Origin of the sequence: Streptomyces sp. RP5T (genome assembly GCF_003933965.1) — a bacterium.
Taxonomy (GTDB): domain Bacteria; phylum Actinomycetota; class Actinomycetes; order Streptomycetales; family Streptomycetaceae; genus Streptomyces.
The window spans coordinates 1-18,138 of the sequence record NZ_RSAJ01000127.1 but is presented as its reverse complement, the minus strand read 5'-3'; the positions used below and the strand labels follow the sequence as shown (position 1 = coordinate 18,138).

Genomic DNA, 18,138 nt, shown 5'->3' with positions numbered 1-18,138 from the left:
GGCGACGGGGGCGGGCACGCCGGACCAGGACCCCGCCGCCGGGCCGGTACTGCCCGGCTCCGACGGCGACTCGTCCCTGCCCTGCCACGGTTGCCACGACGGTTGCGACACAGGAGCACCCCCTGGGCGGTCGAATGCCTCCATGATGCTCCAACGCTGCGATACCGGGACAGGTTCCCGCATCTCCAACAGGAAACCCCCGAGCGGCTCAGAGGTCCTGGAGAGCGGGCGTGAGGCCGCCGGAGCCGGAACCGCCGCCCGAGGGGGCGCCAGACGCGCTCCACGGCCTTCCCGGGCCCGGTGGGGACGGGCCCGGTGGGAACGCCGAAGGGCGGCCACCCCGTACGAAACGGGAGTGACCGCCCTTCAGTCGTTCAGACGCAGGCCCTACTGGTTGTACGGCCCGTAGTCGTAGTCCTCCAGCGGAACGGCCTGGCCGGACCCGGTGCCGAACGGCGAGTAGTCGATGTCGTCGTAGCCGACGGCCGAGTACATCGCGGCCTTGGCCTCCTCGGTCGGCTCGACCCGGATGTTGCGGTAGCGGGACAGACCCGTACCGGCCGGGATGAGCTTACCGATGATGACGTTCTCCTTGAGGCCGATGAGGCTGTCGGACTTGGCGTTGATCGCCGCGTCCGTCAGGACTCGGGTCGTCTCCTGGAAGGAGGCGGCCGACAGCCAGGATTCCGTCGCCAGCGAGGCCTTGGTGATACCCATCAGCTGCGGACGACCGGAGGCCGGGTGACCGCCCTCCTGGACCACACGACGGTTCTCGGTCTCGAACTTCGAGCGCTCGACCAGCTCGCCGGGCAGCAGCTCGGCGTCGCCGGACTCGATGATCGTCACGCGGCGCAGCATCTGCCGGATGATGATCTCGATGTGCTTGTCGTGGATCGACACACCCTGCGAGTTGTAGACCTTCTGGACCTCGCCGACCAGGTGTACCTGGACGGCACGCTGGCCCAGGATGCGCAGCACGTCGTGCGGGTTGGTGGCACCCACGGTGAGCTTCTGGCCCACCTCGACGTGCTCGCCCTCGCTGACCAGGAGTCGGGCGCGCTTCGAGATCGGGAACGCCGTCTCGTCGCTGCCGTCGTCCGGCGTGATGACGATCTTCTTGGTCTTCTCGGTCTCCTCGATCCGCACGCGGCCCTGGGCCTCGGAGATCGGGGCGACACCCTTCGGGGTACGGGCCTCGAAGAGCTCGACGACACGCGGCAGACCCTGGGTGATGTCGTCACCGGCCACACCACCGGTGTGGAAGGTACGCATCGTCAGCTGGGTACCGGGCTCACCGATGGACTGGGCGGCGATGATGCCGACCGCCTCACCGATGTCGACCAGCTTGCCGGTGGCCAGCGAGCGGCCGTAGCACATGGCGCAGGTGCCGACGGCGGACTCGCAGGTCAGGACCGAGCGGGTCTTGACCGTCTCGACACCGTGCTTGACCAGCTCGTCGATGAGCACGTCACCGAGGTCGGTACCGGCCGGGGCCAGCACCTTGCCGTCGACGACGATGTCCTCGGCGAGGCAGCGCGCGTACACGGAGGTCTCGACGTCGTCCGCCTTGCGCAGGACGCCGTCGGCGCCGCGCTCGGCGATCGCGAGCTTGAGGCCACGGTCGGTGCCGCAGTCCTCCTCGCGGATGATGACGTCCTGCGAGACGTCCACCAGACGACGGGTCAGGTAACCCGAGTCGGCGGTACGCAGGGCGGTGTCGGCCAGACCCTTACGGGCACCGTGCGTGGAGATGAAGTACTCCAGCACGGACAGGCCCTCACGGAAGGACGCCTTGATGGGACGCGGGATCGTCTCGTTCTTGGCGTTCGACACCAGACCACGCATACCGGCGATCTGCCGCATCTGCATCATGTTTCCTCGGGCACCCGAGTCAACCATCATGAAGATGGGGTTCGTCTTGGGGAAGTTCGCGTTCATCGCCTCGGCGACCTCGTTGGTCGCCTTGGTCCAGATCGCGATGAGCTCCTGCGTGCGCTCTTCCTTGGTGATCAGACCGCGCTCGTACTGCTTCTGGACCTTCTCGTCCTGCGCCTCGTAGCCCTTGACGATCTCCTTCTTCGCCTCGGGAACGACGACGTCGGAGATGGCCACGGTGACACCGGAACGGGTCGCCCAGTAGAAGCCGGCCGCCTTCAGGTTGTCGAGCGTCGCCGCCACGATGACCTTGGGGTAGCGCTCGGCCAGGTCGTTGACGATCTCGGAGAGCTGCTTCTTGCCCACCGAGTAGTCGACGAACGGGTAGTCCTCGGGCAGCAGCTCGTTGAAGAGCGCGCGGCCCAGCGTGGTGCGCAGGCGGAACGTGTCCCCCTGCTGCCACTCCGGCTCGCCCTCCTCCTGCGCCGGCGGCGTCCAGCCCCGCGGCGGGATGGTGCCCACCGGGAAGCGGATGTCGATCTGCGACTGGAGCGCCAGCTCGCCGGCGTCGAACGCCATGATCGCCTCGGCCGTGGAGCCGAACGCGCGGCCCTCGCCCTTGGTGTCACGCAGCTCGCCGTCGGTGGTGAGGAAGAACAGACCGAGGACCATGTCCTGGGTCGGCATCGTCACCGGACGGCCGTCGGCGGGCTTGAGGATGTTGTTCGAGGACAGCATCAGGATGCGGGCCTCGGCCTGCGCCTCCGCGGACAGCGGCAGGTGCACGGCCATCTGGTCACCGTCGAAGTCCGCGTTGAACGCGGTGCAGACGAGCGGGTGGATCTGGATGGCCTTGCCCTCGACCAGCTGCGGCTCGAAGGCCTGGATGCCGAGGCGGTGCAGGGTGGGAGCACGGTTCAGCAGAACCGGGTGCTCGGCGATGACCTCTTCGAGGACGTCGTACACGACCGTACGGCCGCGCTCCACCATGCGCTTCGCCGACTTGATGTTCTGCGCGTGGTTCAGGTCGACCAGGCGCTTCATCACGAACGGCTTGAACAGCTCCAGCGCCATCGCCTTCGGCAGACCGCACTGGTGCAGCTTCAGCTGCGGACCGACGACGATCACGGAACGCGCGGAGTAGTCCACACGCTTGCCGAGCAGGTTCTGGCGGAATCGACCCTGCTTGCCCTTCAGCATGTCGCTGAGGGACTTCAGCGGGCGGTTACCGGGACCGGTGACCGGACGGCCACGACGACCGTTGTCGAACAGGGCGTCGACGGCTTCCTGGAGCATGCGCTTCTCGTTGTTCACGATGATCTCGGGCGCACCGAGGTCGAGAAGGCGCTTCAGGCGGTTGTTCCGGTTGATCACACGGCGGTACAGGTCGTTCAGGTCGGAGGTCGCGAAGCGGCCACCGTCCAGCTGCACCATCGGGCGAAGGTCCGGCGGGATGACCGGGACGCAGTCGAGGACCATGCCCTTGGGGCTGTTGGAGGTCTGCAGGAAGGCAGACACGACCTTCAGCCGCTTCAGGGCGCGGGTCTTCTTCTGGCCCTTGCCGGTACGGATGATCTCGCGGAGGCGCTCGGCCTCCTCGTCGAGGTCGAAGGACTCCAGGCGCTTCTGCAGCGCCGCGGCACCCATCGAACCGTCGAAGTACGTGCCGAAGCGGTCCCGCAGCTCGCGGTAGAGCAGCTCGTCACCTTCGAGGTCCTGGACCTTGAGGTTCTTGAAGCGGGTCCACACCTCGTCGAGACGGTCGATCTCGCGCTGCGCACGGTCGCGCAGCTGCTTCATCTCACGCTCGGCACCCTCGCGCACCTTGCGGCGCACGTCGGCCTTGGCGCCCTCGGCCTCCAGCTCGGCCAGGTCGCTTTCCAGCTTCTTGGCGCGGGCCTCCAGGTCGGCGTCGCGACGGTTCTCGACCTGCTGACGCTCCACGGAGACGTGCGCCTCCAGGGAGGGCAGGTCACGCGTGCGGCGCTCCTCGTCGACGTACGTGATCATGTACGCCGCGAAGTAGATGACCTTCTCGAGGTCCTTGGGAGCCAGGTCGAGCAGGTAGCCCAGACGCGACGGGACGCCCTTGAAGTACCAGATGTGCGTGACAGGGGCGGCCAGTTCGATGTGGCCCATCCGCTCACGGCGCACCTTGGCGCGAGTGACCTCGACGCCGCAGCGCTCACAGATGATGCCCTTGAAGCGGACACGCTTGTACTTGCCGCAGTAGCACTCCCAGTCCCGGGTCGGACCGAAGATCTTCTCGCAGAAGAGTCCGTCCTTCTCGGGCTTGAGGGTGCGGTAGTTGATGGTCTCGGGCTTCTTGACCTCGCCGTGGCTCCACTGACGGATGTCGTCAGCGGTGGCCAGACCGATCCGGAGCTCATCGAAGAAGTTGACGTCGAGCACTATGCGTCAATCCCTCTCAGGGTTGTAAGTCTTGGGGTCTGATACGGGGGTCCTGGGGCCGGCCGGAGGTTCCTCACCAGGTCCTCCGGCCGGACTCCCGTCAGACCTCTTCGACGCTGCTCGGCTCGCGCCGGGACAGGTCGATGCCGAGCTCCTCCGCCGCGCGGAAGACGTCCTCGTCGGTGTCACGCATTTCGATGGACATACCGTCGCTGGACAGCACCTCCACGTTGAGGCAGAGAGACTGCATCTCCTTGATGAGCACCTTGAAGGACTCGGGGATGCCGGGCTCGGGGATGTTCTCGCCCTTGACGATGGCCTCGTAGACCTTCACGCGGCCGGTGACGTCGTCGGACTTGATGGTCAGCAGTTCCTGGAGGGCGTACGCGGCGCCGTATGCCTCCAGCGCCCACACCTCCATCTCACCGAAGCGCTGGCCACCGAACTGGGCCTTACCACCCAGCGGCTGCTGGGTGATCATCGAGTACGGACCGGTCGAGCGGGCGTGCAGCTTGTCGTCGACCAGGTGGTGCAGCTTGAGGATGTACATGTACCCGATCGAGATCGGGTCCGGGAACGGCTCACCGGAGCGGCCGTCGAACAGCCTCGCCTTACCGGTCGGCTGCACCATGCGCTCGCCGTCGCGGTTCGGGATGGTGTGCTGGAGGAGACCCGCCAGCTCGTCCTCGCGGGCACCGTCGAAGACCGGGGTGGCGACGTTGGTGCCGGGCGCGACGGAGTCGGCACCGATCACCTGGAGGCGCTGCGCCCAGTCCTCGGCGAGGCCGGAGACGTCCCAGCCGCGGCTGGCGAGCCAGCCGAGGTGGATCTCCAGGACCTGTCCCGGGTTCATTCGGGACGGCACACCGAGCGGGTTGAGGATGATGTCGACCGGAGTTCCGTCCTCGAGGAACGGCATGTCCTCGATCGGAAGGATCTTCGAGATAACACCCTTGTTGCCGTGCCGGCCGGCGAGCTTGTCACCGTCCGTGATCTTGCGCTTCTGCGCCACGTAGACACGAACCAGCTGGTTCACGCCCGGCGGCAGCTCGTCGCCCTCTTCACGGTCGAAGACGCGGACGCCGATGACCTTGCCGATCTCGCCGTGCGGCACCTTCAGCGAGGTGTCACGGACCTCACGGGCCTTCTCACCGAAGATCGCACGGAGCAGGCGCTCCTCCGGGGTCAGCTCGGTCTCACCCTTGGGCGTGACCTTGCCGACGAGGATGTCGCCGGCGACGACCTCGGCACCGATACGGATGATGCCGCGCTCGTCGAGGTCCGCGAGGACCTCCTCGGAGACGTTCGGGATGTCCCGGGTGATCTCCTCGGGGCCGAGCTTGGTGTCACGGGCGTCGACCTCGTGCTCCTCGATGTGGATCGAGGAGAGGACGTCGTCCTGCACGAGGCGCTGCGACAGGATGATCGCGTCCTCGTAGTTGTGGCCCTCCCACGGCATGAACGCCACGAGCAGGTTCTTGCCCAGCGCCATCTCGCCGTTCTGGGTGGCCGGACCGTCGGCCAGGACCTGGCCCTCGATGATCCGGTCGCCCTCGTTGACGATGACCTTCTGGTTGACCGAGGTGCCCTGGTTGGAGCGGGCGAACTTGGCCAGGCGGTACGTGATGTACGTGCCGTCGTCGTTGGCGGTGGTGATGTAGTCCGCGGAGACCTCCTGGACCACACCGGCCTTCTCGGCCTTGACCACGTCGCCGGCGTCGACGGCGGAGCGGTACTCCATGCCGGTGCCGACGAGCGGGGACTCGCTCTTGATGAGCGGCACGGCCTGACGCATCATGTTCGCGCCCATGAGGGCACGGTTGGCGTCGTCGTGCTCCAGGAAGGGGATCATGGCGGTCGCGACCGACACCATCTGGCGCGGCGAGACGTCCATGTAGTCGACGTCGTCACCGGGGACGTAGTCGACCTCGCCGCCACGACGGCGGACCAGGACCCGGGCCTCCTCGAACCGCATGTCGTCGTTGAGCGTGGCGTTGGCCTGCGCGATGACGAAGCGGTCCTCCTCGTCGGCCGTCAGGTAGTCGACCTCGTCGGTGACCACACCGCCGGTGACCTTGCGGTACGGCGTCTCCACGAAACCGAACGCGTTGACGCGGCCGTAGGAGGCGAGCGAACCGATCAGACCGATGTTCGGGCCTTCCGGCGTCTCGATCGGGCACATGCGGCCGTAGTGCGAGGGGTGCACGTCACGGACCTCGAAGCCGGCCCGCTCACGGGAGAGACCACCCGGGCCAAGAGCCGACAGACGGCGCTTGTGGGTGAGACCCGACAGCGGGTTGTTCTGGTCCATGAACTGCGACAGCTGGCTGGTGCCGAAGAACTCCTTGATGGAGGCGACGACCGGCCGGATGTTGATCAGGGTCTGCGGCGTGATCGCCTCGACGTCCTGGGTCGTCATGCGCTCACGGACGACGCGCTCCATACGAGCCAGACCCGTGCGGACCTGGTTCTGGATGAGCTCGCCGACGCTGCGCAGACGACGGTTGCCGAAGTGGTCGATGTCGTCGGTCTCGACGACGATCGACGTGCCGCTGTCACCGGTGGTCTCGGTCTCGCCCGCGTGCAGCTTCACCAGGTACTTGATCGTCGAGATGATGTCCTCGACGGTCAGGATGCCCGCGTCCAGCGGAGCGTCCGCACCCAGCTTCTTGTTGACCTTGTAGCGGCCGACCTTGGCGAGGTCGTAACGCTTGGGGTTGAAGTAGAGGTTCTCCAGAAGGGTCTGGGCGGCCTCACGCGTGGGCGGCTCGCCCGGACGCAGCTTGCGGTAGATGTCGAGCAGCGCGTCGTCCTGGCCCTGGGTGTGGTCCTTCTCCAGGGTGGCGCGCATCGACTCGTACTCGCCGAACTCCTCGAGGATCTGCTCGGTGGTCCAGCCGAGAGCCTTCAGGAGGACGGTGACGGACTGCTTGCGCTTGCGGTCGATGCGGACACCGACCATGTCGCGCTTGTCGATCTCCATCTCCAGCCAGGCACCCCGGGAGGGGATGATCTTGGCCGAGAAGATGTCCTTGTCGGACGTCTTGTCGATGGAGGAGTCGAAGTAGACACCCGGCGAGCGGACCAGCTGCGACACCACGACACGCTCGGTGCCGTTGATGACGAAGGTGCCCTTGTTGGTCATGAGCGGGAAGTCGCCCATGAAGACCGTCTGGGACTTGATCTCGCCGGTCTCGTTGTTGGTGAACTCCGCCGTCACGAAGAGCGGGGCGGCGTACGTGAAGTCGCGCTCCTTGCACTCGTCGATGCTGTTCTTCGGCGGTTCGAAACGGTGGTCGCGGAACGTCAGCGACATCGACCCGGAGAAGTCCTCGATCGGGGAGATCTCCTCGAAGATCTCCTCCAGACCGGACTTGGTGGGGACGTCCTGACCGGACTCCAGAGCCTCCTCGACCCGACTCTGCCAGGCGGTGTTCCCGAGCAGCCAGTCAAAGCTCTCGGTCTGCAGCGCGAGCAGGTTGGGAACCTCGAGAGGCTCCTTGATCTTTGCAAAAGAGATGCGCAGCGGGGCGGTGCTGGCGCCGTTGTTCGTATTCGCGGTCGAGGCAGTGCGCGAGGCGGCCAAGAGGGGGTCCTTCCGAGGGCTCGGACTCACTACGCGCTCCCCGGGCCCTCCTCCGCGGCACAGAGGACAGGTCTCTCCGATTTGGCCGAAGGGCCAGGTCAGAGATGGTCCGGTCATCGATGCTGAGGCGAGGGCAGACCCCTGGTGACGGGCAGGGGACAGCTAACAGGCAGCGCAAAGGGTCAGTGTAGCCACTTGGCGCACTGATGTCCAGCCCTGCTTTTCTGCCCAGTCTTCAAAAACTCTCGCTGCCCTCAACGTCCTCGGCATGGTGCCCTCAACGCACGTTGATACTGCCCTCTTCGTCGCCGATCCATGCCTCGGATTCGGACCGTTCTGACGACGCGTCCTGAGAATTGCGCGCTGCGTGCGGTTCGTCAAGGCCCCCCTGCCGGAACCAGGGGTTCCGGGAGACACGACGAAGATCACCATACCCCTCGCCCACGAGGCCGCAAGGCAACCGTGACCGCGCCTCCAGGAACGCCGAAGAGCGACCACCCGGATGGATGATCGCTCTTCGGTGCTTGCGCGTTACAGGCCCAGCGGGACCTGTGGGGTGTTACTTGACCTCGACGGAGGCGCCGGCGCCCTTGAGGGACTCGGCGGCCTTCTCGGCGGCGTCCTTGGCGACCTTCTCGAGAACGGGCTTCGGGGCGCCGTCCACGAGGTCCTTGGCCTCCTTGAGACCCAGGGAGGTCAGCTCACGCACGACCTTGATGACCTGGATCTTCTTGTCGCCGGCACCGGTGAGGATGACGTCGAACTCGTCCTTCTCCTCCTCGACCGGGGCGGCGGGGCCACCCTGGGCCGGGCCCGCGACGGCGACGGCCGCGGCGGCGGTGACGTCGAACTTCTCCTCGAAGGCCTTCACGAATTCGGAGAGCTCGATGAGGGTCATCTCCTCGAACTGCGCGAGCAGGTCTTCCTGGCTGAGCTTCGCCATGATGGGCGATCCTTCCACTAATTTCGGCAGGTGCCGGATGTATCGATACGGCGGGCGTACTTACGGCCCGCTACGACCCGCGCCTCAGGCGGCACGGATCAATGCGCGAGCCGAGTTACTCGGCACCGCCCTGCTCGTCCTGCTTGGCGCGCAGCGCGTCCACGGTGCGGACGAGCTTCGACGGGAGCGCCTGGAAGACCTGAGCAGCCTGAGTCTGCTTGCCCTTGAAGGCGCCCGCCAGCTTGGCGAGCAGAACCTCGCGGGACTCGAGGTCCGCGAGCTTCTTGATCTCATCGGCGGACAGCGCCTTGCCGTCAAGGACACCGCCCTTGATGACGAGGTTCGGGTTGTCCTTGGCGAAGTCACGAAGACCCTTCGCCGACGTCACCGGGTCACCGGTGATGAAGGCAACCGCCGTCGGACCGTTGAACAGGTCGTCGAGCGTCGAGATCCCGGCCTCGTTGGCCGCGATCTTGGTCAGCGTGTTCTTCACCACGGCGTACTGGGCGTCTTCACCGAGCGAACGACGCAGCGTCTTGAGCTGCGCCACGGTGAGACCCCGGTACTCGGTCAGCACGGCGGCGTTCGAGCTGCGGAACTGCTCCGTCAGCTCGGCTACCGCGGCAGCCTTGTCGGGCCTTGCCATAGAGCGTCGGCCTCCTTCCGGGTGATGAGGACCGCTCAGAAGGGGCTGCACAAAACGAAACGCCCCGGCGCAGGCGCACGGGGCGTAGCTCAACCGGAATCACATACGCAATGCACGTGGTTCTGGGAACACATCCACAGTCACCTGCGCGGGTCGTCCGCAGTCTTCAGCGGATCCTTCGGCCACCGCCCCCTCTTGCGAGGACGCGGCAACGACCAGCGGTCTTTGGCTTCTGCAGGAGCGTACGTGACCGGATCCCTGTCAAGCAAATCCGGTCCTGTGCCGCTCAGCTGTTCTGGAGCTCCTTCATCATCTCGGCCAGGTCGGCGGTCTCGCCCGCGGGCGGCGCCGTGACGGTCACCGGCTTGTTGTAGTCGAGGAAGGTGAAGGTCATGTCGAACTTGCCCTTGTCGGCGTCGCCCTGCATGCGGAACTGCTTGGCGTGGTCCTCGTCGTCGACCCACATGTCCATCGTGAACTTGTCGAGGCCCAGCTTCTCGAGCTGCTCGGTGCTTTTCTCGCGCTGCTCACGGACCTTCTTGTCGGCGTCCTTGAAGGAGGCCTTCAGCTCGGCCAGCGTGACGTCGCCCGAGTAGTGCGTGGTCTCGACCCCGTCGACGGTCTCGGTGCCGACCTTCTTCACGTCCTTGGCCCCGCTGAGGAAGGAGGACATGGAGGCCGGGTTCTGGTCGGCCTGGCCGGCGCCGGACGCGGCCGCGCCGAGGTCGCCGTCCTTGCCGAGCGAGGACAGGTCGAACTTCATCCACTTCTTGCCGTCCATCTCCTTGGCCATGTCGGCGTTGCCGCCGATGTACATGGCCTTGTCGACGAGCCGGATCTCCGCGGAGCCCTGTCCGGCCGCGGTCATCTTCATGCTCATCGCGATGTCGGGCTTGGTGCGCATGGCGGCCTCGGCGTTGACCTGCCCCTGGCCGGGCATCTCGCCCTTCATGCGGTAGTGGAAGGAGGTGATGTCCTCCGTGTTCTTCGCCGCCTTGGCGACCGCCGCCGCGGGCGTCATCTTCGGCGACTCCTCGCCGCCCTTGGAACAGCTGACCGCACCTGCGGCGAGGGCCACGGCGGCGAGACCGGCGCCGAGGGCCCGGCGGTGCGTGGAACGTCGTACGGAAGTAGCCATTGATTCCCCCCAAGGAACACATGGTCGATTCACAGCAAGACCGCGAGCTTAACCGAGCGGGGCGCGAGGGATCCGTGAATTCCGTGCGGATCAGGTGGGGTTGGTGCCCGACTGTGACAGGAGGTTCCCGAAGTCCTCGGTGTCGGCGGCCGGCGGCTCGCGTACGGCGACCTTGACGCCGTAGTCGCCGTAGTGGGCGGTCTGGGTCACCGTGCCGTTCGCCGTGCTGGTCCTCTCGACCTTCTTGACCAGCAGGTCCTGGTCGTTGATCCAGATGTCGACGGTCTCGGCGGTGACGTCGGCCTCCTGGAGGCGCTCGCGCAGTTCGGCGTCGGTGACGTCCCCGACGTCCACGGTGCCGGCGTAGTGCGTGGTGCCGCGGCCGTGCACGGTCTCCCGGCCGAGCGTGCGCACGTCGTCGGAGTCCAGCAGCAGCCGCACCGACTGGCCGGGGGTGGTGGAGCGCATCTGGTCGGCGAGCTCGGCGCCCCCGCCGAGGGCCTTGAGGTCGTCGTAGGCGTACCTGAGCCAGTGCTTGCCGCCGGTCCTCGCGGCGAAGGTGTCGCCCATGCGCGCGTAGTAGGCGTCGGAGAGGTAGCGGGCCTGCATGGAGGTGACGCCGAGGCCGCGCATCGTCTCGGCGGTGGTGCCGCCGGTGTACGTGATGGTGAGCGAGCCGGAGAGGCCGTCGTTCCAGGCGAGGACGCCGTCGGCGGTCAGGGAGAGCTGTGTGCCCATCACGGTGGTGGAGCTCACCCGGGCGCTGCGGGCCCGCTCGGTGGCACGCTCCGCGACGCGCAAGGCCGGGAGGGAGGCGGGCGCCGAGGCCGTGGGCGCCTCCTTGGCCGGCCGCTCGGCGGGGACGGAGGACGTGCAGGCGGCGAGTCCCGCCAGTGCGGCGGCCGTCGTGAGCCGGACGGTCGTCCTCTTCATGCGTCCCCCTGGTACAAGTGCCCTGCTCGCACGCTAACTCAGAGCACAGTCCCCGCACATGGGAACGGGCCCCGCACCGGGAAAGGTGCGGGGCCCGTGAACCTGCCGGTGTCTCAGACCGCGGCCGGGTCCTCCTCGACGAGGAGGTTGCGGGTGCGGTTGGAGTCCAGCGGAATGCCGGGGCCCATCGTGGTGCTGATGGCGGCCTTCTTGATGTAGCGACCCTTGGCGGCGGACGGCTTCAGACGGAGGATCTCCTCCAGCGCCGCGCCGTAGTTCTCCACCAGCTTGGTGTCGTCGAACGACGTCTTGCCGATGATGAAGTGCAGGTTCGAGTGCTTGTCGACGCGGAACTCGATCTTGCCGCCCTTGATGTCGTTGACAGCCTTGGTGACATCGGGGGTGACGGTGCCGGTCTTGGGGTTCGGCATGAGACCACGGGGACCGAGCACGCGGCCGAGGCGGCCGACCTTGCCCATGAGGTCCGGGGTGGCGACGACGGCGTCGAAGTCCAGACGGCCCTTCGACACCTCGTCGATGAGCTCGTCGGCGCCGACGATGTCGGCGCCCGCGGCACGAGCGGCCTCGGCACGGTCACCGGTCGCGAAGACCAGGACCCGGGCGGTCTTACCGGTGCCGTGCGGGAGGTTCACGGTGCCACGGACCATCTGGTCCGCCTTGCGCGGGTCGACACCCAGACGGAAGGCGACCTCGACGGTGCCGTCGAACTTCGACGTGGAGGTCTCCTTGGCGAGACGGACGGCCTCGAGCGGGGCGTACAGCTTCTCCCGGTCGATCTTCTCGTCCGCAGCGCGAAGGGCCTTGCTGCGCTTGCTCACAACTGCTCCTGTGTGTTCTGAAAGGAGTCGTGGTACGGGCCGAGCAGGCCCTGCCACTTCTGCTTGATGTACGGGGGGTTGGGGCTCAGCCCTCGACCGTGACGCCCATGGAACGCGCGGTGCCGGCGATGATCTTCGCGGCGGCGTCCAGGTCGTTGGCGTTGAGGTCGGGCATCTTGGTGGTGGCGATCTCGCGGACCTGCGCCTCGGTGATCTTGGCGACCTTGGTCTTGTGCGGCTCGCCGGAGCCCTTCTCCACGCCCGCGGCCTTGAGGATCATCTTCGCGGCCGGCGGGGTCTTGGTGATGAAGGTGAAGGAGCGGTCCTCGTAGACCGTGATCTCCACCGGGATCACCCAGCCACGCTGCGACTCGGTGGCCGCGTTGTAGGCCTTGCAGAACTCCATGATGTTGACGCCGTGCTGACCCAGCGCGGGGCCGACCGGCGGAGCCGGGTTGGCGGCACCGGCCTGGATCTGGAGCTTGATGAGCCCCGTGACCTTCTTCTTCTTGGGAGGCATAGCTCTCCGGGTCCTTTCGATTCGGGTCCTGCCTGCGCGCGGGGACCACCCGAACGCAGGCATACCGCACAACGATAACGGGTATAGATGCGCGGCCAAAAACCGAGCAGGTCAGACGAGCTGTGACAGCCCGCCTGACCTGGTCGGAAGCTCTGTCCGGAAGAAAGTCAGTTCTTCTGGATCTGGTCGAAGCTCAGCTCGACCGGGGTCTCGCGGCCGAAGATCTCGACGAGGCCCTTGACCTTCTTCGAGTCGGCGTTGATCTCGTTGATGGTCGCCTGGAGGGTGGCGAAGGGGCCGTCCGTGACGGTGACCGAGTCGCCGACCTCGAAGTCCAGGACCTGGACCTCGACCTTGCGGGCCGGAGCCGGCTTGCCCTCGGCCTCGGCGGCCTCGCGGGCGGCCTTCTCCTCGGCCTCCGGGGCGAGCATCTTGACGATCTCGTCCAGGGTCAGCGGGTACGGGTCGTAGGCGTTGCCCACGAAGCCGGTGACGCCGGGGGTGTTGCGGACGACGCCCCAGGACTCGTTCGTCAGGTCCATGCGGACGAGAACGTAGCCGGGGAGCTTGTTCTGGCGGATCGTCTTGCGGTCGCCGTTCTTGATCTGGACGACCTCTTCCTGCGGCACCTCGGCCTGGAAGATGTAGTCCTCGACGTTCAGCGAGACGGCACGCTGCTCGAGGTTGGTCTTCACGCGGTTCTCGTAACCGGCGTAGGTGTGGATGACGTACCACTCGCCGGGCAGCGTCCGCAGTTCCTCGCGCAGGGCGGCGACGGGGTCGACCGGCTCGGCCGGCTCCTCCTCGGCTTCCGCCTCGTCCTCTTCCTCGTCCTCGACGGCCTCGACGTCGCCGCCGGACTCGTCCTCGACGTGGAGGGCGGATTCCTCGGCGGGCTCGCCGGCCTCGGCGTCGGCAGCCTCGACCTCGTCCAGGTCCTCGTCCGCGCCCTCGACGATGTCGAGCTCGTCGTCGACAGACTCGTCGGGCTCGATGGCGTCGTTCAGGTTCTGGTCAGACACGGTGGCTGCTTCTTCCTGGATACAAGGGGTGGAACATGCGAAAAGGGGCGCCGGTAACCTCGGCGCCCTTCGCTCTGTGCTCAGCCGAATACGTACTTGGCGGCGTGGTTGAGTCCATAGTCAATCACGGTCACCAGACCGATCATGACGAGGACGAAGACGATCACCACGGTCGTGTACGTCGTCAGCTGGTTCCGCGACGGCCAGACGACCTTGCGGAGTTCTGCGACGATCTGCCGGTAGAAGATCGCGAGACGCTTCAGCGGGCCCTTCTTGGCACGCTTGCCGCCCTTGCGGGCCTTCTTCTTGGACTCCGGCACTTCGTCCTGGGCGCCAGGCGTGTCGATGGAGCCCACGGCATCCGCCATTCGTCCTCACCTGTTCCCGGGTCGTGGCCGTGCCGCGCCCGGTTGGAGCCGCACGGCGGTGCATTGCTGTACGTACATGCGCACACATCCTGGCGAAGGTGTGTGTAGCAGGGCCGGAGGGACTTGAACCCCCAACCGCCGGTTTTGGAGACCGGTGCTCTACCAATTGAGCTACGACCCTTTGTGTGCCCCCCAACGTACCGCATCCGACCGGGTGCTCGGTGTGCACCTGGAGGGGCGGCTGCTGAAGGCCAACGAGGTGAGAGTGTACGTGGTCCACGGCCCCTCGTCGAACAGAAAGCGCCCGTAGGGGCATTGGGGACGGAAGATCGCCCAGCGTGCGGGGCGAATCCGGACGGTTGTTCAGCTCTTGTTCAGTCTGTGAAACCAGTGTGCCGGGGAAGTTTCCGGTCTGGAACGATGGGCCCCATGAGCGCTGCAACCCCTCCCACCGAGCGCCGGGTCTCCGCCCGAGTCGGCGCGATCTCCGAGTCCGCCACCCTCGCCGTGGACGCCAAGGCCAAGGCCCTCAAGGCCGCGGGGCGGCCGGTGATCGGCTTCGGCGCCGGTGAACCGGACTTCCCGACCCCGGACTACATCGTCCAGGCCGCGATCGAGGCCTGCTCGAACCCGAAGTACCACCGCTACACGCCGGCCGGCGGCCTCCCCGAGCTGAAGGCCGCGATCGCCGCCAAGACGCTGCGCGACTCCGGCTACGAGGTCGACCCGTCCCAGATCCTGGTGACGAACGGCGGCAAGCAGGCCATCTACGAGGCCTTCGCCGCGATCCTCGACCCGGGCGACGAGGTCATCGTCCCGGCGCCGTACTGGACCACCTACCCGGAGTCGATCCGGCTGGCCGGCGGTGTCCCGGTGGAGGTCGTCGCCGACGAGACGACCGGCTACCGGGTCTCCGTCGAGCAGCTGGAGGCGGCCCGCACCGAGCGGACCAAGGTCGTCCTGTTCGTCTCCCCCTCCAACCCGACCGGCGCCGTCTACAGCCAGGCCGACGCCGAGGCGATCGGCCGCTGGGCCGTCGAGCACGGCCTGTGGGTGCTGACCGACGAGATCTACGAGCACCTCGTCTACGGCGACGCCGAGTTCACCTCGCTGCCCGCGCTCCTGCCCGAGCTGCGCGACAAGTGCGTCGTGGTCAACGGTGTCGCGAAGACGTACGCCATGACGGGCTGGCGGGTCGGCTGGATCATCGGCCCGAAGGACGTCGTCAAGGCCGCGACCAACCTCCAGTCGCACGCCACGTCCAACGTGTCGAACGTCGCCCAGGTCGCGGCCCTCGCCGCGGTCTCCGGCAACCTCGACGCGGTGGCCGAGATGCGCACCGCCTTCGACCGGCGCCGCAGGACGATCGTCCGCATGCTCAACGAGATCGACGGCGTGCTCTGCCCGGAGCCCGAGGGCGCCTTCTACGCCTACCCGTCGGTCAAGGCCCTGCTGGGCAAGGAGATCCGCGGCAAGCGTCCGCAGGACACCGTCGAGCTGGCCGCGCTGATCCTGGAGGAGGCCGAGGTCGCGGTCGTCCCGGGCGAGGCCTTCGGCACGCCGGGCTATCTGCGGCTGTCGTACGCCCTGGGTGACGAGGACCTCGTCGAGGGCGTCAGCCGCATCCAGAAGCTGCTGGCGGAGGCGCGCGACTGAGGTCGCCGTACCGGAAGCACCCCCTCCTGTGAGGGGGTGCTTTTTTGTGCGAGCAAGACCACTAAAGGGGAAAGTGGTACCGGGACGCCCGTCACGTACGGCAGGATCCTGGAATGGAGCGTGTACGTGATGTCTCTGAGCTGCCGAAAGCCCACCTGCATCTGCACTTCACCGGCTCGATGCGCCCGGGGACGGTTCTGGAACTGGCCGACAAGTACGGCGTACGACTGCCCGAGGCGCTGGTCGACGCACTGACCAGCGGAGAACCGCCGAGGCTGCGGGCGACGGACGAGCGGGGCTGGTTCCGGTTCCAGCGGCTGTACGACGCGGCGCGCTCGTGTCTGAGGGAGCCCGAGGACATCCGGCGGCTGGTGCGGGAGGCCGCGGAGGAGGACGTCCGCGACGGTTCGGGGTGGCTGGAGATCCAGGTCGACCCGACGTCGTACGCGCCCCGGCTCGGCGGGCTGATCCCGGCGCTGGAGATCATCCTGGACGCGGTGGAGACGACCTCGCGGGAGACCGGGCTCGGGATGCGGGTGCTGGTCGCCGCGAACCGGATGAAGCACCCCCTGGACGCGCGCACCCTGGCCCGGCTCGCGGTGCGGTACGCGGACAAGGGCGTGGTGGGCTTCGGGCTCTCCAACGACGAACGCCGGGGCATGGCACGGGACTTCGACCGGGCCTTCCACATCGCGCGCGAGGGCGGACTGCTGTCGGCGCCGCACGGCGGCGAGCTGGCAGGTCCGTCGTCGGTACGGGACTGCCTCGACGACCTGGACGCGCACCGCATCGGTCACGGGGTGCGCGCGGCCGACGACCCCCGGCTGCTGAAGCGGCTGGCGGACCGGCAGGTGACGTGCGAGGTGTGCCCGGCGTCGAACGTGGCCCTCGGGGTCTACGAGAAGCACGAGGACGTGCCGCTGCGGCGGCTCTTCGAGGCCGGTGTGCCGATGGCGCTGGGCGCCGACGACCCGCTGCTGTTCGGGTCCCGGCTGGCCGCGCAGTACGAGATCGCGCGGCGGTACCACGACTTCTCGGACGCGGAACTGGCGGAGCTGGCCCGGCAGTCGGTACGGGCCTCGGCGGCCTCGGAGGACGTCAAGGCGAAGCTGCTGTCCGGGGTGGACGACTGGCTGAACCAGCCGGTCGACTGAACCGGGCCTGGTCGGCTACAGGCTGACGCCCACCGTCACCGGCTCGTTGACCAGCGTGATGCCGAAGGTGTCGCGTACGCCCGCCACGACCTCCCGGGCCAGGTCGAGGAGGTCCTCGGTGGTGGCGTCGCCCCGGTTGGTGAGGGCGAGGGTGTGCTTGGTGGAGATGCGGGCGGGGCCGGTGCCGTAGCCCTTGGTGAACCCGGCCTTGTCGATGAGCCAGGCCGCGGAGGTCTTGGTGCGGCCGTCGCCCGCGGGGTACGCCGGGGGTTCGGTGGCCTCGCCGAGGTGGTGCTTCACGCGCGCGTGGAACTGCGTGAACTGTTCGGCTGTGAGGATGGGGTTGGTGAAGAAGGAGCCCGCCGACCAGGTGTCGTGGTCGTCCGGGTCCAGGACCATGCCCTTGCCCGCGCGCAGCCGCAGGACGGTCGCGCGGGCGTCGGTGAGGGGGACGCGGTCGCCGGGCTCGACGCCGAGGGTGCGGGCGGTCTCGGCGTACTTGATCGGCGCGGAGCGGCCGTCGGCGTCCTCCAGCTCGAAGTGGACGCGCAGGACGACGTAGCGGGCGGGGTCCGCCTTGAAGCGGCTGTGGCGGTAGGAGAAGGCGCAGTCGTCGTTGGTGAGGGTGACGGTCTCGCCGGTGCGGCGGTCGTAGGCGATGACCTCGGTGATGGTGGAGGACACCTCCTGGCCGTAGGCGCCGACGTTCTGGATGGGGGTCGCGCCCGCGGATCCGGGGATGCCGGCGAGGCACTCGATCCCGGCGAGACCGGCGTCCACGGTGCGTGCGACGGCGTCGGTCCACAGTTCGCCGGCGGCGAGCGTGAGGTGGGTGCCGGTGAGTTCGTAGCCCTTGGTGGCGATGACGAGTGCGGTGCCGTCGAAGCCCTTGTCGCCGATGACGAGGTTGGACCCGCCGCCGATGACGAGGAGAGGCGTGCCGGTGGCGTCGGCCTCGCGGACGACCTCGATCACCTCGGCGTCGGTCGTCGCGGTGACGAGCCGGGTGGCGGGGCCGCCGAGCCGGAAGGTGGTCAGGGGGGCGA

General features: G+C 67.5%; 13 protein-coding genes and 1 tRNA gene. 2 read left to right on the top strand and 12 right to left on the bottom strand.

Features of this window, described 5'->3' with window-relative positions:
• Positions 1-387: 387 nt before the first annotated feature.
• From EHS43_RS16070 to EHS43_RS16015, 11 genes are all read right to left on the bottom strand, one after another.
• The gene (locus EHS43_RS16070; protein WP_125191449.1) at positions 388-4,287 is read right to left on the bottom strand and encodes a DNA-directed RNA polymerase subunit beta'; all 3,900 of its coding nucleotides are present in this window, start codon (positions 4,285-4,287) and stop codon (positions 388-390) included.
• Positions 4,288-4,387: 100 nt separating this feature from the next.
• Positions 4,388-7,873 carry a DNA-directed RNA polymerase subunit beta gene (rpoB, locus tag EHS43_RS16065; protein WP_125191448.1) on the bottom strand — a complete coding sequence of 1,162 codons (3,486 nt, stop codon included), beginning with the start codon at positions 7,871-7,873 and terminating at the stop codon, positions 4,388-4,390.
• Positions 7,874-8,432: 559 nt separating this feature from the next.
• Entirely contained in the window at positions 8,433-8,816 is a 384-nt protein-coding gene (rplL, locus tag EHS43_RS16055; RefSeq protein ID WP_030039747.1) for a 50S ribosomal protein L7/L12, read from the bottom strand.
• Between the two features lie 115 nt (positions 8,817-8,931).
• Positions 8,932-9,462: a 50S ribosomal protein L10 gene (rplJ, locus tag EHS43_RS16050; protein WP_007384048.1), complete on the bottom strand. Its 531-nt coding sequence runs from the start codon at positions 9,460-9,462 to the stop codon at positions 8,932-8,934.
• A 286-nt stretch (positions 9,463-9,748) separates the two neighbouring features.
• On the bottom strand, positions 9,749-10,600 hold the full coding sequence (locus tag EHS43_RS16045; protein ID WP_125191447.1) for an LppX_LprAFG lipoprotein: 852 nt from the start codon (positions 10,598-10,600) through the stop codon (positions 9,749-9,751).
• Between the two features lie 90 nt (positions 10,601-10,690).
• Positions 10,691-11,533 carry a hypothetical protein gene (locus EHS43_RS16040; RefSeq protein WP_125191446.1) on the bottom strand — a complete coding sequence of 281 codons (843 nt, stop codon included), beginning with the start codon at positions 11,531-11,533 and terminating at the stop codon, positions 10,691-10,693.
• Positions 11,534-11,646: 113 nt separating this feature from the next.
• Positions 11,647-12,372 carry a 50S ribosomal protein L1 gene (gene rplA / locus EHS43_RS16035; RefSeq protein ID WP_007384045.1) on the bottom strand — a complete coding sequence of 242 codons (726 nt, stop codon included), beginning with the start codon at positions 12,370-12,372 and terminating at the stop codon, positions 11,647-11,649.
• An 85-nt stretch (positions 12,373-12,457) separates the two neighbouring features.
• Entirely contained in the window at positions 12,458-12,892 is a 435-nt protein-coding gene (gene rplK, locus EHS43_RS16030) for a 50S ribosomal protein L11 (protein ID WP_053846805.1), read from the bottom strand.
• 167 nt (positions 12,893-13,059) lie between these two features.
• Entirely contained in the window at positions 13,060-13,914 is an 855-nt protein-coding gene (nusG, locus tag EHS43_RS16025; protein WP_125191445.1) for a transcription termination/antitermination protein NusG, read from the bottom strand.
• Between the two features lie 80 nt (positions 13,915-13,994).
• Complete coding sequence (secE, locus tag EHS43_RS16020; protein ID WP_031040169.1) at positions 13,995-14,282, bottom strand: preprotein translocase subunit SecE; 288 nt, start codon at positions 14,280-14,282, stop codon at positions 13,995-13,997.
• A gap of 108 nt (positions 14,283-14,390) precedes the next feature.
• Positions 14,391-14,463, bottom strand: a tRNA-Trp gene (locus tag EHS43_RS16015).
• 248 nt (positions 14,464-14,711) lie between these two features.
• On the opposite strand from EHS43_RS16015, the gene EHS43_RS16010 reads away from it, so the two are divergent.
• Positions 14,712-15,938 (top strand): pyridoxal phosphate-dependent aminotransferase, encoded by a 1,227-nt coding sequence (locus tag EHS43_RS16010; RefSeq protein WP_185806270.1) that lies wholly within the window; start codon positions 14,712-14,714, stop codon positions 15,936-15,938.
• Positions 15,939-16,051: 113 nt separating this feature from the next.
• Positions 16,052-17,092 (top strand): adenosine deaminase, encoded by a 1,041-nt coding sequence (locus EHS43_RS16005; RefSeq protein WP_125191443.1) that lies wholly within the window; start codon positions 16,052-16,054, stop codon positions 17,090-17,092.
• 15 nt (positions 17,093-17,107) lie between these two features.
• Here the strand turns inward: EHS43_RS16005 and EHS43_RS16000 are convergent.
• A partial coding sequence (locus EHS43_RS16000) for a UDP-N-acetylmuramate dehydrogenase (RefSeq protein ID WP_125191442.1) occupies positions 17,108-18,138 on the bottom strand: 1,031 nt, incomplete at its 5' end.